12 protein-coding genes are annotated in these 19,817 nt (G+C 46.1%); 5 read left to right on the top strand and 7 right to left on the bottom strand.

Going from position 1 to position 19,817, the window contains the following annotated elements; translation table 11 throughout:
* The first annotated feature begins 185 nt into the window (after positions 1 to 185).
* From rlmN to AC1HCU_RS07840, 5 genes are all read left to right on the top strand, one after another.
* The gene (gene rlmN, locus AC1HCU_RS07820) at positions 186 to 1,217 is read left to right on the top strand and encodes a dual-specificity RNA methyltransferase RlmN (protein ID WP_480364937.1); all 1,032 of its coding nucleotides are present in this window, start codon (positions 186 to 188) and stop codon (positions 1,215 to 1,217) included.
* Positions 1,218 to 1,313: 96 nt separating this feature from the next.
* Entirely contained in the window at positions 1,314 to 2,315 is a 1,002-nt protein-coding gene (locus tag AC1HCU_RS07825; protein ID WP_321722030.1) for a DUF4837 family protein, read from the top strand.
* 42 nt (positions 2,316 to 2,357) lie between these two features.
* Complete coding sequence (gene pdxA, locus AC1HCU_RS07830) at positions 2,358 to 3,455, top strand: 4-hydroxythreonine-4-phosphate dehydrogenase PdxA (RefSeq protein WP_480364939.1); 1,098 nt, start codon at positions 2,358 to 2,360, stop codon at positions 3,453 to 3,455.
* A 615-nt stretch (positions 3,456 to 4,070) separates the two neighbouring features.
* Positions 4,071 to 4,436, top strand: coding sequence for a BlaI/MecI/CopY family transcriptional regulator (locus AC1HCU_RS07835; RefSeq protein WP_480364942.1), 366 nt, complete (start codon positions 4,071 to 4,073; stop codon positions 4,434 to 4,436).
* A gap of 202 nt (positions 4,437 to 4,638) precedes the next feature.
* Positions 4,639 to 6,669, top strand: coding sequence for a TonB-dependent receptor plug domain-containing protein (locus AC1HCU_RS07840; RefSeq protein ID WP_480371118.1), 2,031 nt, complete (start codon positions 4,639 to 4,641; stop codon positions 6,667 to 6,669).
* A 95-nt stretch (positions 6,670 to 6,764) separates the two neighbouring features.
* Here the strand turns inward: AC1HCU_RS07840 and AC1HCU_RS07845 are convergent, their stop codons facing one another.
* The 7 genes from AC1HCU_RS07845 to AC1HCU_RS07875 form a co-directional block, all read right to left on the bottom strand.
* Positions 6,765 to 9,569 (bottom strand): M16 family metallopeptidase, encoded by a 2,805-nt coding sequence (locus AC1HCU_RS07845; RefSeq protein ID WP_480364944.1) that lies wholly within the window; start codon positions 9,567 to 9,569, stop codon positions 6,765 to 6,767.
* 4 nt (positions 9,570 to 9,573) lie between these two features.
* On the bottom strand, positions 9,574 to 10,902 hold the full coding sequence (locus AC1HCU_RS07850; protein WP_480364946.1) for a MutS-related protein: 1,329 nt from the start codon (positions 10,900 to 10,902) through the stop codon (positions 9,574 to 9,576).
* Positions 10,903 to 10,943: 41 nt separating this feature from the next.
* Entirely contained in the window at positions 10,944 to 12,317 is a 1,374-nt protein-coding gene (locus tag AC1HCU_RS07855; protein ID WP_480364948.1) for a MutS-related protein, read from the bottom strand.
* Between the two features lie 39 nt (positions 12,318 to 12,356).
* Positions 12,357 to 14,687, bottom strand: coding sequence for a Gldg family protein (locus AC1HCU_RS07860; RefSeq protein WP_480364950.1), 2,331 nt, complete (start codon positions 14,685 to 14,687; stop codon positions 12,357 to 12,359).
* A 10-nt stretch (positions 14,688 to 14,697) separates the two neighbouring features.
* A complete protein-coding gene (locus AC1HCU_RS07865; RefSeq protein WP_480364952.1) occupies positions 14,698 to 17,004 on the bottom strand; it encodes a Gldg family protein in 2,307 nt (768 codons plus the stop codon).
* 41 nt (positions 17,005 to 17,045) lie between these two features.
* A complete protein-coding gene (locus AC1HCU_RS07870; RefSeq protein WP_480364953.1) occupies positions 17,046 to 17,984 on the bottom strand; it encodes an ABC transporter ATP-binding protein in 939 nt (312 codons plus the stop codon).
* Positions 17,985 to 18,100: 116 nt separating this feature from the next.
* A complete protein-coding gene (locus AC1HCU_RS07875) occupies positions 18,101 to 19,765 on the bottom strand; it encodes a PKD-like family lipoprotein (protein ID WP_480364955.1) in 1,665 nt (554 codons plus the stop codon).
* Positions 19,766 to 19,817 lie beyond the last annotated feature (52 nt).

A 19,817-nucleotide genomic window follows, 5' to 3' on the forward strand; every position in this document is an offset into this window, starting at 1 on the left:
TTAACCATTTATTCAGATCATATCCTTCTTTTTCACCGCTTCCTCCGGATACCTTCCGGGATCCTGTCTTGTGATTATCCATACCATCACCTAATATACTCATATTATAGGTCTAATATTACTTTACAATGCTTCATTTTGTCAAATACTCCGTATCTTTGCAGTATAAATTACAATTGCAGCAAATGGAGCAAAAACAATATCTGCTCGGCATGACGCTCGCCGAAATTACCGAAAGCGTCACAGTACTGAACCTTCCCAAATTTACCGCCAGACAGATTGCCGACTGGGTGTATGTGAAACGGGTAAAAAGTATCGACGAGATGACCAATATCTCACTCAAGAACAGGGAGATATTATCGGAAAAATTCGAAGTAGGACGATCGGAACCATTGGATATCCAAACGTCGGTAGACGGCACCCGCAAGATGCTCTTTCAGACAACAAGCGGTAAATTCATCGAAACAGTCACCATCCCTGAAGAAGAGCGACTTACCATCTGCGTTTCCTCTCAGGTAGGCTGCCGCATGAACTGCGACTTTTGCATGACCGGCAAGCAGGGGTTCCACGACAACCTCACCGCCACGGAAATACTGAACCAGGTATACTCGGTACCCGACTCGGAACAGATCACCAACCTTGTTTTCATGGGTATGGGAGAACCGCTCGACAACTACAAACAGGTAAAGAAGGCCTCAGAACTGCTTATGGCCGACTATGGACCGGGCTGGAGCCCCAAACGAATCACCCTCTCCTCCATCGGGCTCACCTCCAACCTGAAACGATTCCTCGATGAAAGCAAATGTCACCTGGCCATCAGCCTGCACAATCCCATACCGGAACAACGGCTTGCCATCATGCCCATCGAGAAATCAGCACCCATCACCTCGGTCATCGGGATGCTGCGCGATTACGACTGGAGTCACCAGCGGCGACTCTCCTTTGAATACATCATGTTCGACGGGGTGAACGACTCACTGCTCTATGCCCGAGAGCTGACCAAGTTGCTGGCCGGGCTCGACTGCCGCATTAACCTGATTCGTTTCCACGTGATTCCGATGAGCAACTTAAAACCCTCCACCAACGAAAATATGGTCAAGTTTCGCGACTTCCTTACCGCCAAAGGATTTATCAGTACCATCCGGGCTTCGAGGGGAGAAGACATCTTCGCTGCCTGCGGCATGCTCTCTACGGCGAAGGTGGGAGAAAAAAGCTGAGCTTAGATTTCATTTCCACGCAAATAGTTGTATATTTGTTTTATGAAAGCAACATGCTCCATCGTGAAATGAGTGATAATCCAAAAAAATATCCATATGAAACGATTTACAGGTTTACTTGCCCTTGCGGCAACCATTGCCCTCTTCACGTCGTGCAACGGTGAAGGGTTTCTCTCCGCATCAGGATCGAACAATGAAATGATGGTTTTAATGGATGATACTGCCTGGGAAAGTGCTGCGGGCAAAGCTCTGTTCGACGTACTCAACTCCAATGTAAAAGCATTGCCTCAGCCTGAACCAAACTTTACCATCCTTCAAATTGAACCGGAGAACTTCACCAGCACCTTCAAGATGGCGCGAAATATCATTATACCCGACATCTCCAATATTTACAGCGCTCCCAAGCTCACGGCGGAAATCGACAAGTATGCCGTGGGACAGGTGATCATGAATATCAACGCCCCCGACAGCGCCAGCTTTGCTCAGTTTGTGACGGAAAACAAGGATAACATCGTGGATTATTTCGTAACCAAAGAGCTGGAACGTAATGGAAAATGGCTGAAAAGGGAAATTCCCTCACCCCTTTCCCGTGCACAGCAAGTGTTCGGGATCAATATCCATGTACCTAAGGGACTGACCAATGTCACCGAGCACGAAAACTTTTACTGGGCTACGAACAATGCGGGGAGAGGACGCCAGGACATCGTTATCTACCAGTTCCCCTACACTACGGAGAAAGTATTCGAAAAAGATTCACTCATCAGTATTCGCAACAAGGTGCTCGGAAAATATATCAAGGGCTCCTTCGATTCGGAAATGACCACTGCCACACGCATTTACTCGCCCGACTACCGGACAAAGGTAATGGACGGAACCTTCCGTGCCGAACTGCGCGGATTGTGGGAAATGTCGACCGACATGATGGGAGGGCCTTTCGTGATGCACTCTTTCGTGAACGACAACACCGGCATGGTCGTCGTGGTGGAGGTGTACGTCTACGCACCGGAAATGAACAAGCGCAACCTGATGCGCAACCTGGAGGCCACCCTCTACACCATCAGCATTCCCAAGCCTGAAGAGGCAGTCATTGAAGGGTAACACAGAAGAAACTTATAGAAAAGAGAATCAAAAAAGATATACATGTCATCATTACTCAAAGTGGGCATCACGCACGGCGATGTCAATGGAATCGGATATGAAGTGCTGCTGAAAGCATTTTCCGACGACCGCTTGCTCGAGCTCTTCCGCCCCGTCATATACGGATCATCCAAATCGGCTTCTTATTATCGCAAAATGCTGGAGGGTGATCCGGTGAACTTCCATATTATTTCCAAAGCAGATGAATCGCAGGATGGAAAAATAAATCTCGTGAACTGCGTCAGGGAAGAGATCAGGATTGAACCGGGCACCGCGAGTGCCGAAGCGGGCGAATCGGCTTATACTGCGCTGGACCAGGCTGCCGGTGACCTGGCAAACGGGAAGATCGACCTGCTGGTGACATTGCCTATCAACAAGGAGAGTATCCAGCAGGAGAAATTTCAATTTCCGGGGCATACCGAATTTCTGCAGGACCGGTTCGCAAAAGACAACGAGAAAGCGCTAATGATCCTTGCCACGGAGGTACTGCGTGTGGCACTGGTCACCACGCATGTACCCATTGCAGAAGTGCCTTCTAAAATTTCCAAGGAACTGATCCTGGAGAAACTGTATACGCTCGACCACTCTTTGAGGCGCGACTTCCTTCTGGAGAACCCGCGCATCGCCGTATTGGGACTAAACCCGCATGCCGGAGAGAACGGACTGCTGGGCAGGGAGGAGATCGATATTATCGCTCCTGCCGTACGGGAAGCGCAGGACAAATGGATCCTCTGTGCCGGACCTTTTCCTGCGGACGGCTTCTTTGGATCGGGACGTTTTAAAGAGTTTGATGCCATCCTCGCCATGTATCACGACCAGGGACTCATACCGTTCAAGACCCTTGCCATGGATGCCGGTGTCAACTTCACCGCCGGACTGCCCATCGTACGCACCTCACCCGACCACGGCACGGCCTACAATATCGCCGGCAAGAACCTGGCCTCCGACGAGTCGTTCCGCCAGGCCATTTACATGGGTATCGACATCCTCAAGAACCGCTTGTTCTACGATGAGGCGCGCAAAAATCCGCTGAAAAAGATGTTCTTCGACCGCGGCAAGGATGACGAGAAACTCGACCTGACAAAGGAAGAAACAGAATAGTTACAAAAATAGGATTAATAAATAATCGACTCTCTATTAATGAAGTATACCACCATCCCCTGATAAGTATACCCGGAAGCCGCCTTATCGCGAGAGCATTATCTTGTGCTTTTATTTCCATGCGTACGATGCGTATATCGCTCCGATAATTGCCTGCAGATGTACATATCCTCATGTATTCAGGTGTAAACCATGGAGGACATTCCGAGGATATCCTCCTCCGGATAAATTATTATACCGACAAAGCTACTTCTTTTTTTATATTTCAAATTCCGCCCGTCTTGAATGTATCGGAACGCTATATACACATCCGCGAGTAGGCCGTTGAAATAATTGAACGCAATATCGACCCAATACAAGCCAAAGCATCTGACAGCTTTGTAAATAATCAGTCGGCTTAAAGCCGACTGATTATTTTTCATGAAACCACTGACTATAAGCCATTTTATATTTTTGTTTGAAAATTTAACTATAACAATTAGTTTGCAAACGAAAAAGAATAGTTAACTTTGCGGCATGAATTAACGGACATAAAATAACAGAATACACACATCGGACTATTTTCTATTTGTCAGCTCAACAGTCTGAAGTCCGACATCTAAACATCTCAAAAGAATGAAAGATTTATCACCCAAAGAAGAGGAAGTAATGCGCTATTTCTGGGAAAACGAGGCATTGTTCGTAAAACAACTCGTGGAAATGTATCCCGAGCCGAAGCCGCATTTCAACACGCTTTCCACCTACGTACGTTCGTTGGAAGAGAAAGGATTTGTGTCACACGAATCATTTGGCACAACGTACCGCTACTTTGCCATCATTAGCGAAGAGGAATACCGCAACCGGACACTCAGAAATGTAGTAAGAAAATATTTTGACAATTCATACCTTAGCGTGGTATCGTCGCTCATCAAAGACGAAAATATTTCTGTGGAAGAGGTGCGTAAGTTACTGGATGAAGTGGAAAAGTTGAATGATAAGTGAGGAATATAAAGTTACTACCATGTTTCAATAAGATTGAGGTAGGTTGAAAAGGATTGATGGAGATTGATAGAGATTGATAGAGAACTGTTTGTTTTTCAATCTTATTCAATCTGTTATGAATCTGAATTTCTGATAAAAGACAAATGCAAACCTTTGACGAATGGAACAATTTCTCTTTTACCTTCTCCGCGCATCCATCCTGATGACGCTGTTTTACGGCTTTTACAGGTTCTTTTTCGGTAAAAACACGTTTCACCATTTCAACCGGTTTTTGCTGATTTTCATTGTGATGATGGTTACCGTGCTTCCGTTGTTCCGTTTTAACCTTCTACCAGAGAGGAAATCAGAACCGGTGGTTATCGAAAATTTTCCGATGGATTTTTCCAACATTCCCATTGTAGAAATATCCGAATTGCCCGCTCAACCCGTACAAATACCCTGGATAGAAATACTTTCGGTGGTTTTTGCCGTTGGTTTTCTGCTTTCGGTAGTACGTTACCTTATTGGACTGAGCCAGTTGATAAGTATCATTCGGAAATCGGAAAAGCAAACGCTTTCCGATAATAATATGGTTCTCTGCATTACCGATAAAGATATTTCGCCGTTCAGCTGGATGAAATACATTGTTCTTTCGTGCAAAGACGTTTCGGCGGATAACCGGGCAATCATCAACCACGAACGGGCACACATTCACTTGCAGCATTCGTTCGACATGATATTTTTCGACCTGTTCACCTGCATTTTCTGGTTCAACCCGTTTTCGTGGCTGCTGCGGTACGAAATTCAATCGGTTCACGAGTATCAGGCCGATGAGCAGGTTCTGAACAACGGTATTGATGTAAAACAATATCAACTTTTATTAATCCGCAAAAGCGTGGGCGAGCATAAGTTTGCACTGGCAAACAATTTCCGTCAGCGCGATTTACACAAAAGAATTACTATGATGAAAAACAAATCAGACAAACGACAGAAATGGAACTACACGGCAGCGCTTCCCGTATTGTTCCTGGCTATGGTAACACTCTCAGCTCCGCAATTGAATGCGGAAATTCCCGAAAAAGTGACTAATAAACCTGTTGAAAACAACAAAGACGTTCTACCTGCATTGGAGGGGAAAAATGACAATAATGAAAAAATTTCAGAACGATCCAAAATCACCATTTGCGGCTTTGTTAAAGGAAAAGATAGTTTTATTCCCGGAGTAACAATTGTAATTAAAGGTTCCACTGTTGGCACAATTACCGACCCCGAAGGAAAATTTGTAATCAAGACAGACAAAGGTGATGTGCTGAAATTTGTGATGGTGGGTTACAAGACTTTTGAATACAGAGTGGAAAAAACACAAGATAATTTGGTGGTTGTTCTACAGCCGGATGATGTGGTGGCTACTAGAGTAGGGAAAATGGAGAATTTTAAAATTGAAGCAAAGGATGAACAGCAACCCAAAATTGCAGTTTATGGACTCAAAGCATTAACTGGAAATCCGTTATTTATTTTGGACGGGAAACCTATTGAACCAATGAATGATATTGATCCTGATAACATTGAATCCATTTCTGTGCTTAAAAATGACTCGGCTACAGCCATTTATGGTGAAAGAGGAAAAGATGGCGTGATTTTGATTACAACTAAAAAACCTGAAAACTTTACGATCGATTTTAAAGAGTCAACAACTAAAGTGCAGGAAAATGTAAAGAGCTTGAACGAAATGTTGGAAAAAGATAAGCCACTTATTGTAATTGATGGTGAAAAAAAATCCAAAGATTATGATTTGAAATCAATAAATCCCAATGACATTGAATCCTTTACAATTCTGAAAGATAAATCCGCTGTGGAACTTTATGGGGAAGATGGGAGAAATGGAGTGATAATTGTCACGAAAAAGTCCAAGCTCTTAGAATATAAATCAGATGTTCTTGAATTGAAAAATAATGGTGATTTTTCCCTAAGCGGAGATAAGGTAGAAATGAACGCAGGTGAAAATCAAACAATTACTGTTTCGGCAAAACCTGTTAAAAGTATAGTAAAAAAATCAGATAAATCGTCGTTAATCATCCGAAATGAAGATGGTAGTCAGCCCTTGGTTGTGGTTGATGGTGTAAAGAAAGGAAAGCTAAAAGAATTTAACCCTGGACAATTTGCTGTATTTCGCGCATACGCAGGAAATACAGCAAAAGAAAAATACGGAGAAGAGGGTGCAAATGGAGTGGTTGAGATTGATACGAAAAAATAAAATTCGCAGCTTATTATAATAAGTCCTATTACAATGAAGCACCCCTGTATACTCTGGCTCGGCTTGGAGGTCATACTTTGGGAAGATACAGGTTTTTAATCTGTTGTTGCCGGCAGCATCACCACTGTTTTTTCGTTTTCCTGGGCAAGCAAGTCCCTCACAAAAGTCTGAATATCTTCCGGTTTGATGGCATTGAGCGCATCAAGGTAATGCGTGTGACGATCCCAGTCGTAGAAATATTTATCGATCAGCTGGTTTAACCAGTACTTATTCTCCCTGATATTTTCATTGTATGCCTTAAGCATGTATTCCTTCACTTTGGAAAAATCTTCAGCACGGGGTCCATTCTCAGCCATCGCCCTCAGCTCTCCTTTCACCAGGCTATTCAGTGTCAGCGCTTTATCCGGATCGGTATCGAAATTTATCTGCAGAATCGTTTGCCCTTCGGGATAGCGGGCTATGGATCCGTCGACGGAAACCCCGTAGGTACCCCCTTCTTCTTCCCGTATTTTCTCTGTATACACGATATCCATAATCTGCCGGAGCATGCTTATGATGATATTGTTTTTACGGGTAAACTCACTTTGACCGCTGAAAATATTGAAAACCGATGCTTTGGAATTTTCCATCTCACGCTGGAAAATCGTTTCACTGGTACCTTTGGCTATATCCATCGGCAACTCCTCATACCTGTTCCGGGCATATTTTCCCGGTATGGAACCCAGGTATTGCAATATGAACGGCTTGACGGCCTCCTCATCAATGTTGCCCACAAAGGCAAAAACAAAACTGCCCGGGTTGGAAAAACTTTGCCTGAACATCTCCATGATACGCCCGTAATTGATTTTATCCATATCCTCTGCCTTCAGGCGGTCGAAAAGGGGATTATCGTGATAGAGTTTTCTTGTGATCGTATCCTGAAACGCGACCGACGGCTCGGCTTCCGCATTTTTCAATTGTATCTCGGCCCGTTGCAGGAAAGATTCGAAAGCATCCTGGTCGGTTCGCGGAGAAGTAAAATAGAGATAAACCAGTTGAAGCAATGTTTCGAAATCCCTCTGCGAAGAGGTTCCGTTGAATCCCTGCTTCATGATTCCGAGCAGGGGGGAGATAGAGATGTTTTTACCCGCCAGCACCTTGGGCAGTTCCGTAAGGCTGAAATCTCCCACACCCCCCAACGGGGCTACCTGTCCGGCCATTTTGCTATTGACCGGATCTTGCAAGGCATAAGAGGAGGTACCTCCATGACTCGAGGCCGCCATCAGTATCTGATCGTCTTTAAAATCCGTTTTTTTGAGGATCACGGTCACACCATTTGATAATCTCCAAACCGTAGCGTCAAAGTCTTCATCCTTCCGTGCTTCGACAAGGGTACCCGCTACAGGAGGTGTGTCAATCAGCGGCCTGTTAAATGTCTCTTCTGCATACGGCTCTACTTCATCGTTTCTGGTAGTAAGAAGTATCTGCAACAACTCTTCATTGTCCGGATAGAGGAGGTCTTCTTTTTCCGGACCGGTAATTGCCAATACAATATTTTTGTCCCCGATGAGTTGTTGTATTGCCTGATTGACCACCTCTACCGGAATCTGGGGAGCAACCGATTGTAAGAGCCGGTATTCGTATTCAATACCAGGAACAGGTTCTCCATCGGTGAAGTGGCGTACATATTTCTGGGAATAATAACTGTTTTTCTGCTTGTCGCGATTGTTATATGCGTTTTCGGCCCCATTCAATATGTTGGTCCGTGCGCGATCGTATTCCGATGCCGTGAAACCGTGCCGCTTGACCCTTTCGGTCTCCGTAGCGATGGCACGTAGCGCGTTTTTTATTTTATCTTCTGCCGATCCGGCTACCACCGTCCATGCATCTTTTGTTTTGGCAATAAAATAATTGTCATCATAAGCAAAAGCCGAGGTAAAAGGAGCATCCGGCTTCTGGCTGATGTCTCTGAAACGTTCATTCATCATCATGGAAGCCACGGTGGTAATGTAGTTTTGTATGTATCCCGCTTGTGTATTCCTTATTTCAAAAGGGAGAGGATCGTGTTTGTAATACAAAAGAATGCTTGTGCTCTGTGCTTCCTTGTCGGTTGCCAGTACCGCGACAGGTTCTTCGTTGTCAGGAACGGGATAATATGTACGTTGGGCTCTCTCCTCGTCTAAAGGAATACTTCCGAAAAGATCTTTGATCTTTTTCTCAGTGGCCTCCACATCTACATCACCCACAATGATAATACCCTGTAAGTCGGGACGGTACCACTTACGGTAATAGGCTCTGATCTCTTCCGGCTTAAAATTGTTGATCACGTCGATGCTGCCGATAGGCATCCTCTCAGCGTATTTGCTACCTCTGAACAGTTCCGGGAGCAGCTTCTCCGTCAGCCGTTGCTGTGCCCCGCCCCGGGTACGCCATTCCTCACGAATCACACCCCGCTCCTTTTCCAATTCATCCGCTTCAAGCAAAATACCGCAAGACCAGTCATGCAATACCAGCAGGCATGAATCCAGAAGATTTTGATTTGTCGTGGGCACATTGCTCAAATAATAGACCGTTTCATCGAACGAGGTGTAGGCATTGATGTTTGTCCCGAATTTGACACCGTTATTTTCCAGGTAATCCAGCATCGTCTTACCGGGAAAGTTCCTTGTGCCGTTAAAGGCCATATGCTCCAGAAAGTGAGCGAGGCCGGCCTGGGCATCTTCTTCCTGCATAGACCCTACTTTTTGGGCTATATAAAAATCCGCTCTTTTTTCGGGCGTTTTATTATGGTGAATATAATAGGTCAGTCCATTTTTCAGTTTACCGGTTTTTAGGGCCGGATCGGCCGGCAACACCGGATTTTGTTGTGCCATCATGCCACAACCTGCCACAAAGAATATAAGGAAGAATATTTTTCTCATCAATCTATTTTTTTTCCAGGATGTCCAATATGTGCTCGTTACGGATGATCATCATTCCATGCCGGTCATCCGTGATACCGGGCGACAGGGTATAAGTGTATCGGGGAACGCCGTTCTCCAGAGTGATAGGCAGGTAGAGGAAGTAAATATTCCCGCACCGTTCTTTCAATATATCTGCCGATTCAATGATATGGGTTGAGATGATGAATATGCTGTTTTTGTTCATCGCAAACGCTTCGGTGACGGCAATGGTCGCATCATATGCATCCTTCACGTTGGTACCCCTGAACAACTCATCAAAGATGACAACCATGTTCCGGGCATGGTTGATGCTGTTTGCGATCTTCTTCAGTCGCAGTACTTCCGCGTAGAAATGGCTGTATCCCTGGTTCAGGTTATCGGGTAGATTGATGGTTGTATACATGCCACTGCGCACCGAGAAGGTCATCTCACGGGCAGGCACGGGGAAACCGAGGTGTGCCAGATAGACGGCGATGCCGAAAGATTTCATGAAGGTAGATTTCCCCGCCATGTTGGCTCCCGTGAGAAAGATCACGTTGTTTTCCGGTGTCACCTCTATCGTGTTCGCCACGGGATCGGCCAACAAAGGATGAAACAACCGGTCTATCTTTAAAATATTACAGTCGGAAGGCTGTACATCGGCAAACGAAAACTTCTTTTCGCGCGCCACATGGGCCAGCGAGATATAGATATCCAGCTGATAGATGAAAGAGAGCATCTTTTGCAGCTCTTTGTTGCATGCATAGCGCAGCGCATTGTCATATTCGTCTGCTTTCTCGAGCGAGAGTTTTTTTGTTTCACGTTCCTCCTTTACAAACCGGAGCCGCTCGTCTGAAATAATATTTTTCACTTCTTCCATCTCCGGCATCTCCGGAAGTATACGTTCATCGTCTTCAATATCCTCGAAAAAATCGTGAAGCGTGTTAATGATATAGATAAGTCCCAAAATGCTTTTATGAATCATCTGGAATTCCGTATCTGTCTTCATCAATCGCTGGAAGCGTTTCTTCAGCTTGTCGTCATGCGCGTCGATCCGGGTACGCGTATCCGTATTGTGTAAATAATAGGCTACCGCATCGAAGATAGTTCCTTCGAAGGGGAACTTCGTCCTTTTGAGATAAAAATACTGAATGATATCCTGCCTCTTTTTGATACTTTCAAAGTTGTCGAAAGGGTACCGGAACATCTCTTCAAGTAAAATGGCCCCTCCACGCGTGCGGGTATGATTATAGATGCTGAAAACCGATTTCTTCCCATGTTTGCCGAAGATATTCAGGTCATCCATTGTCTGCTTGTCAATTATAAAACTCATCGTCTTGGTTGTATTATCCCCTGTTTGTCGCCAGGGCCGATTTATTCATTGTTCTCGTCACTATTTTTCTCGTTCGAGTAAACCGGAAACTGTTCCATATCGGCTTTATTCATTATTGTCTCCACAATCCGTTCGTTGTGAATGATCCTCATACCGTGCCGGTCGCCCGAGATCCCCTGCTCAATCTTGTAGGTGTAAACCGGCCTGTTGTGCTCCAATTTCGTAGGCAAATAGAGAAATTGCATGTTGCTATTGTCCCGGAGCATCTCACCGGCTTCCACGATGTGGGTTGAGATGATAAACTGACAGTTGTCCCATTTGCCGAATGCCCGCGTGACAGCCACTGTGGCGTCAAAGGCGTCTTTCACGTTGGTTCCTTTGAATAATTCATCAAATATAACCAACATGTCTTTCGAGCTCCCCACCTCCCGGGCTGCCTGTTTTACCCGCAGCACCTCGGCATAAAAATGGCTATAACCCAGCGAGAGGTTATCCGGCAGATTGATGGAAGTGTACATTCCTTCCAGCACCGAGAAGGTCATTTGCGCGGCAGGCACGGGAAATCCCATATGAGCCAGGTAAACGGCAATGCCGTATGATTTCATAAAAGTGGATTTTCCTGCCATGTTAGCTCCGGTCAGAAAAATCACGTTCTTGTCACGTTCAATGGATACCGAATTAGAGACCGGGGATGTAAGGCTTGGGTGAAATAGCCCATCTATCTGTGTTGAATGATGCTCTCTAGGCAATGCAGTCGCGTAGCACAACTTTTTTTCCCGGGCAACATCCGACACCGAAATATAGACATCAATCTCGCTCAACACTTGTATCAAGCGTTCGAGTTGCCTTCTGTAGGTACACCTGAACAGGCTGTCGTAGTAAAGCGTATGGTAAAACGACAAGTGCGAGCTCACCGGTTTTTTAATTAGATCCGAAATTTTCTTGTCGAACAGGCCCTTTACATCCTCAATCTGTTTCCGATAAGGAGAGTCTGGTTTATCGATCTTCTTCACAAACTCCTCTACGATACGCAGCATTTCAATTAGCGATAAAATCCCCTTACAGACGGTTTCATAACCATTATCTCCAGTAGCTAAAAAGCTGATTTTTCTAGAGATGGTACCGATGATGGTACTTACCCTACTACCCGAGGAACTCTCCAGATAGGAAAGTACATGGCCGTATAATGCAGAAGGTACGGGAAATTGGGTATGGAACTGCTGAAAATATTGAATGATGCGGCTCCTCTTGTTTATTTCATCTGGATCGGTGAGAGGCAGCATAAACATGTTCTCCAACAAAAGCTCCCCCTTGCGCGTGCATGTCCGGTTAAACAGGTTGATAATGGAATTTTTCTTGAACTTACCAAGCAAATTCAAATCCTCCTGTGTCTGTTTATCGATTGTAAAACTCATTTTATCCCTTGTTTGAAATGATGCGGCCCGTATGCCCGGTCAATGGTTTTTCCTCCTTACAATAAGCATCAGCCCCATGAGTGCGAGCACCGAGGGGATCACAAAGCCGAAGGTGGCTTTTACTCTCTTCCTGTCTGCATTCTGCACATGTCTGAGTGCATTGTCTGGATTTGCTTCGCGGCTTGTATCAATGGGAAACTCCCCTTGAGTAAACCATCGGAACGATTCGGTGATGAGCGCGTAATTATTCGTTTCCATACCCATACGCTGCACGGCAAATTCACCATTACTGATACCGTCAGCGCTGCCCATTACGATGATGCGTTGAACACGTTCGTTGATTGTACGCTCCAAAGAGAGCAGGAGCGGCAGGGAAGCCTGCAGTTCCTCCCCCGCATCGGGATTAAACCGGGGTATCTCGTCGTTGAAATTCTTTGTCTCCAGTTCATTCCAACAGCGTGTGGAGTCAGTGAGAACGCTATCGGTCACGATGACCGGCTTCACCACAAAACCTTTATCGGTGCGAAAGGTGAGCCCCGAAACCCCGGGAAAAGTTATTTTCGTATTCGTTCTCGCCATCGCTGCGTAGGCCTTTGCAAACTCCGTCCCTTCCCTTGAAATATTCCCGAAAACGAGATCTGGAGCGAAGTTGGTACTTTCCTGCACCAACGTGCCCGCGACAAATTCCACTCCCAATGGCTCCACAAGGGGTTGCAGAAGATGTGTCCTGCCAGGCTTTGACGCGATCAGCAGATTTCGTCCCGAAAGAATGTACCTGTTGATCTCTTCTATCTCGGGTTCGGTATAAGCAGTTTTGGGGTCGGCAATCACCAGGATATCTATGTCGTCGGGTATCTTCCGGTCCTTCACTAAAGTGACAGATTCGGTATCGAATCCTTGGCTCACCAAAGCATATCGGAAGGTACGGCTTTTGGCAAAAGAGAAGTAGTCGGCATCACCCTTCCCCTCGATGCTGCGCTCCTGGTGGTCCGACAGGAATCCCACCTTGGGCGGTTTCATGATCAGTCTTTTCATGGCAGCGGTTATTTCCGACTCGGAGGGTTTCTTCATCATATCGTCAAAATTGCGAAGATGAGCAGTATGCCCGTCAGCAGTTTCTATGATACGGGTAAAGCGATACTGCTCTTCGGCAAGCCCTTCTATCTCCTTGACTTTATCCTCTGTAAGAAAACGTTTGAAATTCAGTTTATAGACATTTGCCAGTTTTTCGGCCCGCTCTTTCATGGTAAGTTTGGCATGTTGAGGATTTGTATTCTCAAAGCCGGGAGAAGGGTGGTAATAATATTCATACCCCATTTTCATGTCGGGTTTAAACCGCATGTAAGGACGGTAATCTTCCATGTCCTGATTGTAATACTGAGGCAGAACAGAGGTATAATCGTTGGCAAACAGGTTGGCATAGGTCGTTATGGAGATTTTCCCCTTCAATTGGGCGAGCACATCCTTACTGGGCCCCGTAAGGGTTTGGGTTTTCATGCGGGTAGAGTCGTGATAGGTCATGAGAGATGGCCTGGAGCTCAGATATCCCAAGAACACGGCGATCAATAGCACCGCCACATATTGCCCCATCCTGCCTGCCAGTGAAGACTGGCTTCGTTTGTTTTTCAGTTGAAGTACTGCCAGGGAGAGGAACATTGCACTGATAATGAAAAAATAAAGAAGATCCTCGGAACTGATCAGCCCCCGTATGAATTCCGATGCCCTACCGGTGATGGACAACCAATAGGTGATGTCCCTGACCAGGGGAATTGTCTGTCCCACTCTCCCTACATAGGTCAATGCAGCCAGTGTAGCAAACGTACCGATGGCAGCCACCGTTTGGTAGGTGGTAAGCCCCGACATGAACAGGCCAATAGCAGCATACGCACAAGCCAATAAATACAAGCCCAATATTCCAGTCAATACCAGCGGAAAATCCATGTCTACTATGGTAAAATAACCAAATATCGCATACAGGAAGAGCGGCAGCATCAACAGGAGGTTATATACGGCCAGCGACAAATACTTTCCCGTAACCACCTGGGTATTGTTTATGGGAGAGGAGAACAGCAGTTTTATCGAGCCCGAGCTTGTTTCCCTGCTCATGATACCCATGGTAAGCAGCGGGATATAGAGGTAGAGGTATTGTTGTACGTGCGTAAAAAAACCAAAAAAAGTATTCGAATAGATCGAATGGGTGAGATCTCCCCCTGAGGTATGCCCCAACGCGAAGTAACTGATCGTTCCATTGAAGATATCTGCAAACTGCAGGCCCGTCTGGACGGTGAATACCACAAGCATCAACCATGCCACCGGAGAGAAGAACAAGATCTTTAATTCGTTTTTGGCTATTTCAAAAATTACTTTCATCCGACTCAATTTATTTTGATTTTCGTCTTATCAATATCACTATTCCCAATACCAGGAATATCATGGGATACATTCCTACATAAGCGATCCGTATCAAGGGAATCCTCTCCACACTAAGATAATACGCATTATCGGCAGCAGGTTTTCTAGGAGTCAATACCGGATACTCTTCATCCGACAATTGACGGAACAACTCTATGGTCAGCTCAAAGTTCCGGGAAGACATTCCTCCCCGACTTCTTATCAATTCACTATTACTACAGAAGTCGGCGTCGCCCGAGACCACAATCCGTTGTTTCCTGTCCCCCACGGTTCTTGTCAGTTGCAACATGGTGACATGGGGTTTCATCTCCTCGCCCTTTTCAGGATTCAGTACTGCTTTTTCTGCTGAAAAATCTATGGTCTCCGTTTCCAGCCAACTCTTCGTGCTATCGGAAGTGAGGATAGGCAGCACGTTGAAGCCACGATCTGTTTCGTATTCCAGTCCTACCGCCCCGAGCATGGTGATCTGCGTCCGTGGGTGCGCGAATCCGCGAAATACTCTCGACGAGTCGGCAGCCACCTTTGTCATCCGGTTGTATATCAAGTTCTGTGAACCCTCATCCATGTTGTTTGCCAGCACACCCTCCATGAACCGGACACCCAGCATTTCCGTGACCGGATTCATCTGGGCCTGTCGCCCCACATCTCCGGCGATCAGGACATTACCCCCGTTATCAATATATCTTTTTATGGCGGCAAGCTCATTTTCACGCAAGGGCTCCCGTACATCTGCGATCACCAGGATATCTATCTCACCGGGAATTTCCCTCTTGTCAGACAGTGAGACTGTTTGGGAATCAAATCCATTGTTGACAAGAGAGTACCTGAAGGTGATGTCATTCACATAGAGGGAATAGTCGCGGTCACCTGTTTTCATGATATCCCTCTCACCATGTCCGGTCAGGAAACCCACCATGGAAGGAGGATGAACCAACCGCTTGAAGGCGGCAGATATCTGACCCTCGTTGGGAAAAGCAAGCTGATCATCGTATATTCTCAAAAAAGTAGATCTCCCGTCTGCCGTCTCTATTTTTCGGACAAACCGATATTTCTCTTTCGAGAGATCGATCTCCGCCTTCATCTCCTCCGGCGAGAGAAATATCCCTGCATCTACCTCATATGTCTCCGCGAGCTTGGCCACGATCTCCTCATCCCTCATTCCGGGGAAACGGGCTTCAAAAGCTGCTTTATCGGGATTGGTGTAATAATACACATATTTCATTTTCAAGTCGGGCCGGAATCGCGTGTACTGCCTGAACCGACGGGTATCATTATTGATCTCCCGGGGACTACCGTAACGGAAAAACTCATCCATCAGATTTACATAGGTGGTAATTTTCGGTTTTCTACCCACCTCTTTCATGATCTCTTGGCTGTTCTTCGACAACGTATTCCGTTTGGTCGCAGAAGCATCATAGTACGCCATGAAGCGCGGCATCGACGAAACGTACCCTATGCTCACTGCTACTAAACACAACCCCGCATACCGCATGAACCGGCGCGATCGGGAAAAACTATTCCGATAGTGCGTCATCCTGAATATGGTAAACAACAGGAACAGCACGGGAATGACGACAAAATAGATTACATCTTCGCTGCATGCCAGCCCGTTTATAAACTGGTCGCTCCTGCCATTAATCGATAGCCAATAGGTGATATCCCTAAACCACGCATACTCCTGCCCAATATTGCCCACAAAATTGAGAACGGCCAGTAATGCCATGGTGGCTACCGCCGCTACGGGTTGGTAAGAAGTGAGCGACGACATGTACAACCCGATTGACGCGTAGGTGGCCGCCAACAGATACAGGCCCAACATTCCTATCAGCACCTGCGGGTAGTCGAAATCCTTGATTGTCAAAGGTCCCAAAGCAACAAATGCGAACAGGGAACCGATCAAAACAAGAATATAGACCAACATTGCCAGATATTTTCCCAACACGATCTGTGTGTTATTGATGGGCGAGGAATATAACAACTTGATGGATCCTTCCCCCACCTCCCTGCTCATCAATCCCATGGAGAGCAACGGTATGTACAAGAAGAGGTACTGCTGCACCTTGGGGAATAACCCGTATGTGCTGTCATTAAAGAAGATAAAAGACAAGAAACTGATATCCCTACCGGTAGCAGCCACTGTCGTGGCTATATTTTCCACGATATCGCCAAAAAAGAGGCCGCTTTGCACGATAAAGATAATGAGCATCAACCAGGCGATGGGTGAATAGAACATGATCTTCAGCTCGTTTTTGGCGATGGTAACTATAATTTTCATACACGCTTCATTCAGGAAAGTTATAATCTTTACGGCATTGGTCAGGGCTTTCTTGCCTTGTTCGACAATTCGGCAAATATCTCGTCCATGGATGTTTTTTCGAGTGTTATCTCGGTCAATGACCAATCCTTTGCCACGCTCTCCTTCACCACACGCGTTGTCACATCGGGATCTCCATCGAAAAAGAATCGGTATCTCGACGCAAAATCCGAAATACTTTCAACCTGCAATACTCCCGGTATCGCCTCCAGGTCGTCAAGTAAAGGAGGATGAAGAAAGGTAGCAGTGAAGGTATTCGGTTGAAGGTAATTGTCAAAGTCGTTGATGGTCCCTGAGAAAATCAGGCTCCCGTTTTCAATCATCACAATCTGGTCGCAGATAGCCTGCACTTCCGACAGGATATGTGTCGACAGAAGCACTGCATGATCTTTCGCTATGTCGGCAATCAGATGACGGATCTCCAGAATCTGGTTCGGATCCAGGCCATTGGTCGGTTCATCGAAGACAATAAACTTGGGATTATGGATGATAGCCTGTGCTATTCCCACTCGCTGCTGGTATCCTCCCGAAAGGTTGCGGATGAGGCGACGGCTGAAATGCGAAATGCCGCATTTTTCTTTCACCTCTTCTACCGCGTTTTTAATTTCACGGTTGTCCATCAATCTCAGCTTCGCGCTGTAGGTAAGATACTCGTCTACATTGAGGTCTCCGTATAAGGGTGGTTTCTGGGGCAAAAAGCCCATGTTTTTCCGGGCTTCCACAGGGTTCTCCTTCGTGTTGATGCCATCAATGAAGACATTTCCCTGCGTTTGGTTCAAGACTCCGCAGATGATGTTCATCGTGGTAGATTTTCCCGCGCCGTTTGAACCCAGCAGGCCGAGTATCCCCTTTTGCGCAATCTCGAAATTGATGTCTTTAATCGCCCATTGCATACTATAGCGATGAGACAGGTTTTCAACTTTTACAATAGCTTTTTCCATAATAATATATACCTAATAACAGGTAGACCAATCAACAAACATACATGACACACAGCAAAGCACAAGGAGATAATTTTACCGGTTACCCCCTTGTATTTTACCGGTTTGATACACACTTAATAGCCAATGGTTATCACATCCAATATTTTCCCGAATCCGTCGTATGCCAGTGCCTTTGAAGGGTCCAACGTACCAATACCGGGCTGACTGATAGGCATCACGTACACTTTCCCTTCAAACTCCCCTTTCTGAGTCGTAACAATGATTGCCTTGTTGTTCCATGCAAGCGGCATAACATCCGGTGGAGTACCGGTTGTAGTGGAATTATCATTAGTATGATGTCCCTGCTGGTAGAGTTTGGCTTTTGTAATGGTTTCACCGCCTGTGGTGGTATATTTAGGCGTATTGGAAACAACGGCCTGATCGCCGCTACCATACAATATGGCATAGATCGCGTTACCGGCAGCCACATACAATACGTTCTCCCTTTGGGCGAAGAAAACAGACACGGCGTTGTCCAGCAGCAACTTGCCTTCACTCGGGATCACATACCTATTCCGGGCCATAGCAGGCTGTTCCGGTTTCGTTTCCCTCCAGTTCCCGTTTTCGTCATACTCTCCTTCCGCAGGTCTATGCTGCCCCAACGTATAAATGGCATAGTTCCCCGTTGCGTTGTCTTTCAGCAGGAAGGTGGCAATGCTTCCATCCTCCAGCATACCGGCAGCAATCGCCGTCTGGCCGGACATGGCGTTGGGGTCAAAAACAGCGTTTTGTTCATATGTGCTTATGGATGCAAAAAGATTGGGACTTCCCGAGTAAAACACAAACTGCTTTCTGTCCTTATCTAACCAAACCGTATGGTTACTATTAACACTGGACGATGAAGTTACAGCAATCACATCATTATCAGGAAAATATCCCGTTGCAACAGCATCATGCCAACCAAAAGAGTTTGCGGCAACGTTCATCAAGGAGTAAAAGCCCCGCGTGGTATGGGCGAAGAACATCTGATAGGCCCTGAACAATGATTTGAACTGTAATCCTTCCGGCCTGTAGGTGATAATGGACTCGTCGTTGAAGGTCCCGTTAATAGAGAAATCCTCGGTATGGAAACGGACACATTCACCGTCATCAGTGATGGCCCAGACCTGATTGGACCTTGTGCCTGACGTAGGATAGCCGTGTATTTCATAGGTCAATGAGGTCATCCGCTTGGAATAGGGTGTGCCGTGGGCGTTTTCCAATATCTTGCGATAGATCTTCTCACCCTTGTCGTAATTGACCGTGAGCCGGTTGTTCATCACAAGCGTAAGGTCTGAGCTGTTCCCGTCTTCCGTATCGGCAATCAACAGGCCGTCGAGGAAGGAACTTTGGACATATACATTCCATAAACATTGATACTGCAGGTTATCGTGTGCCGTATCGGTCACGGTAAGCTTCAGGGTGTAAGGGGACGGAGAGATGGGACGGCTGATTACCTCATCGAGCGCTTTATCGGTACTGATTACCTCGAATTCACTGTCGCTTTTAGAAAAAATTGCCAATGCCCATTCGTAAAGCAGTCCCGATTCGCTGCTGTTTCCACCGATTGTAATGGTGGGGGCCATCCTCAGCCGCTCCTGATATCCAACATACTGCTCCGGCTTGATGCCGGTAGTGTCAATCGCCACCGCGTCAATCAAGTGGGTGGCCAGCGTGCTTTGGTCATCGTAACAAGAGAAAAAAGCGACCATGCTGCATGTCATTATAACACCATATAATAAAATCTTTATTCTTTTCATACAATAATACAATATTTTATTCTTTTGACCCATCCGTATTGTTAACTCGCAA

The organism is Proteiniphilum sp. LBM24028 (assembly GCF_056629195.1).

Excerpts from the sequence above, each read along its gene's own strand:
- AC1HCU_RS07860 (WP_480364950.1), bottom strand. The coding sequence starts at position 14,687 with ATGAAAGTAATTTTTGAAATAGCCAAAAACGAATTAAAGATCTTGTTC.
- AC1HCU_RS07865 (WP_480364952.1), bottom strand. The coding sequence starts at position 17,004 with ATGAAAATTATAGTTACCATCGCCAAAAACGAGCTGAAGATCATGTTC.
- AC1HCU_RS07825 (WP_321722030.1), top strand. The coding sequence starts at position 1,314 with ATGAAACGATTTACAGGTTTACTTGCCCTTGCGGCAACCATTGCCCTC.
- AC1HCU_RS07845 (WP_480364944.1), bottom strand. The coding sequence starts at position 9,569 with ATGAGAAAAATATTCTTCCTTATATTCTTTGTGGCAGGTTGTGGCATG.
- AC1HCU_RS07840 (WP_480371118.1), top strand. The coding sequence starts at position 4,639 with ATGACGCTGTTTTACGGCTTTTACAGGTTCTTTTTCGGTAAAAACACG.
- AC1HCU_RS07870 (WP_480364953.1), bottom strand. The coding sequence starts at position 17,984 with ATGGAAAAAGCTATTGTAAAAGTTGAAAACCTGTCTCATCGCTATAGT.
- pdxA (WP_480364939.1), top strand. The coding sequence starts at position 2,358 with ATGTCATCATTACTCAAAGTGGGCATCACGCACGGCGATGTCAATGGA.
- rlmN (WP_480364937.1), top strand. The coding sequence starts at position 186 with ATGGAGCAAAAACAATATCTGCTCGGCATGACGCTCGCCGAAATTACC.
- AC1HCU_RS07850 (WP_480364946.1), bottom strand. The coding sequence starts at position 10,902 with ATGAGTTTTATAATTGACAAGCAGACAATGGATGACCTGAATATCTTC.
- AC1HCU_RS07835 (WP_480364942.1), top strand. The coding sequence starts at position 4,071 with ATGAAAGATTTATCACCCAAAGAAGAGGAAGTAATGCGCTATTTCTGG.
- AC1HCU_RS07855 (WP_480364948.1), bottom strand. The coding sequence starts at position 12,317 with ATGAGTTTTACAATCGATAAACAGACACAGGAGGATTTGAATTTGCTT.
- AC1HCU_RS07875 (WP_480364955.1), bottom strand. The coding sequence starts at position 19,765 with ATGAAAAGAATAAAGATTTTATTATATGGTGTTATAATGACATGCAGC.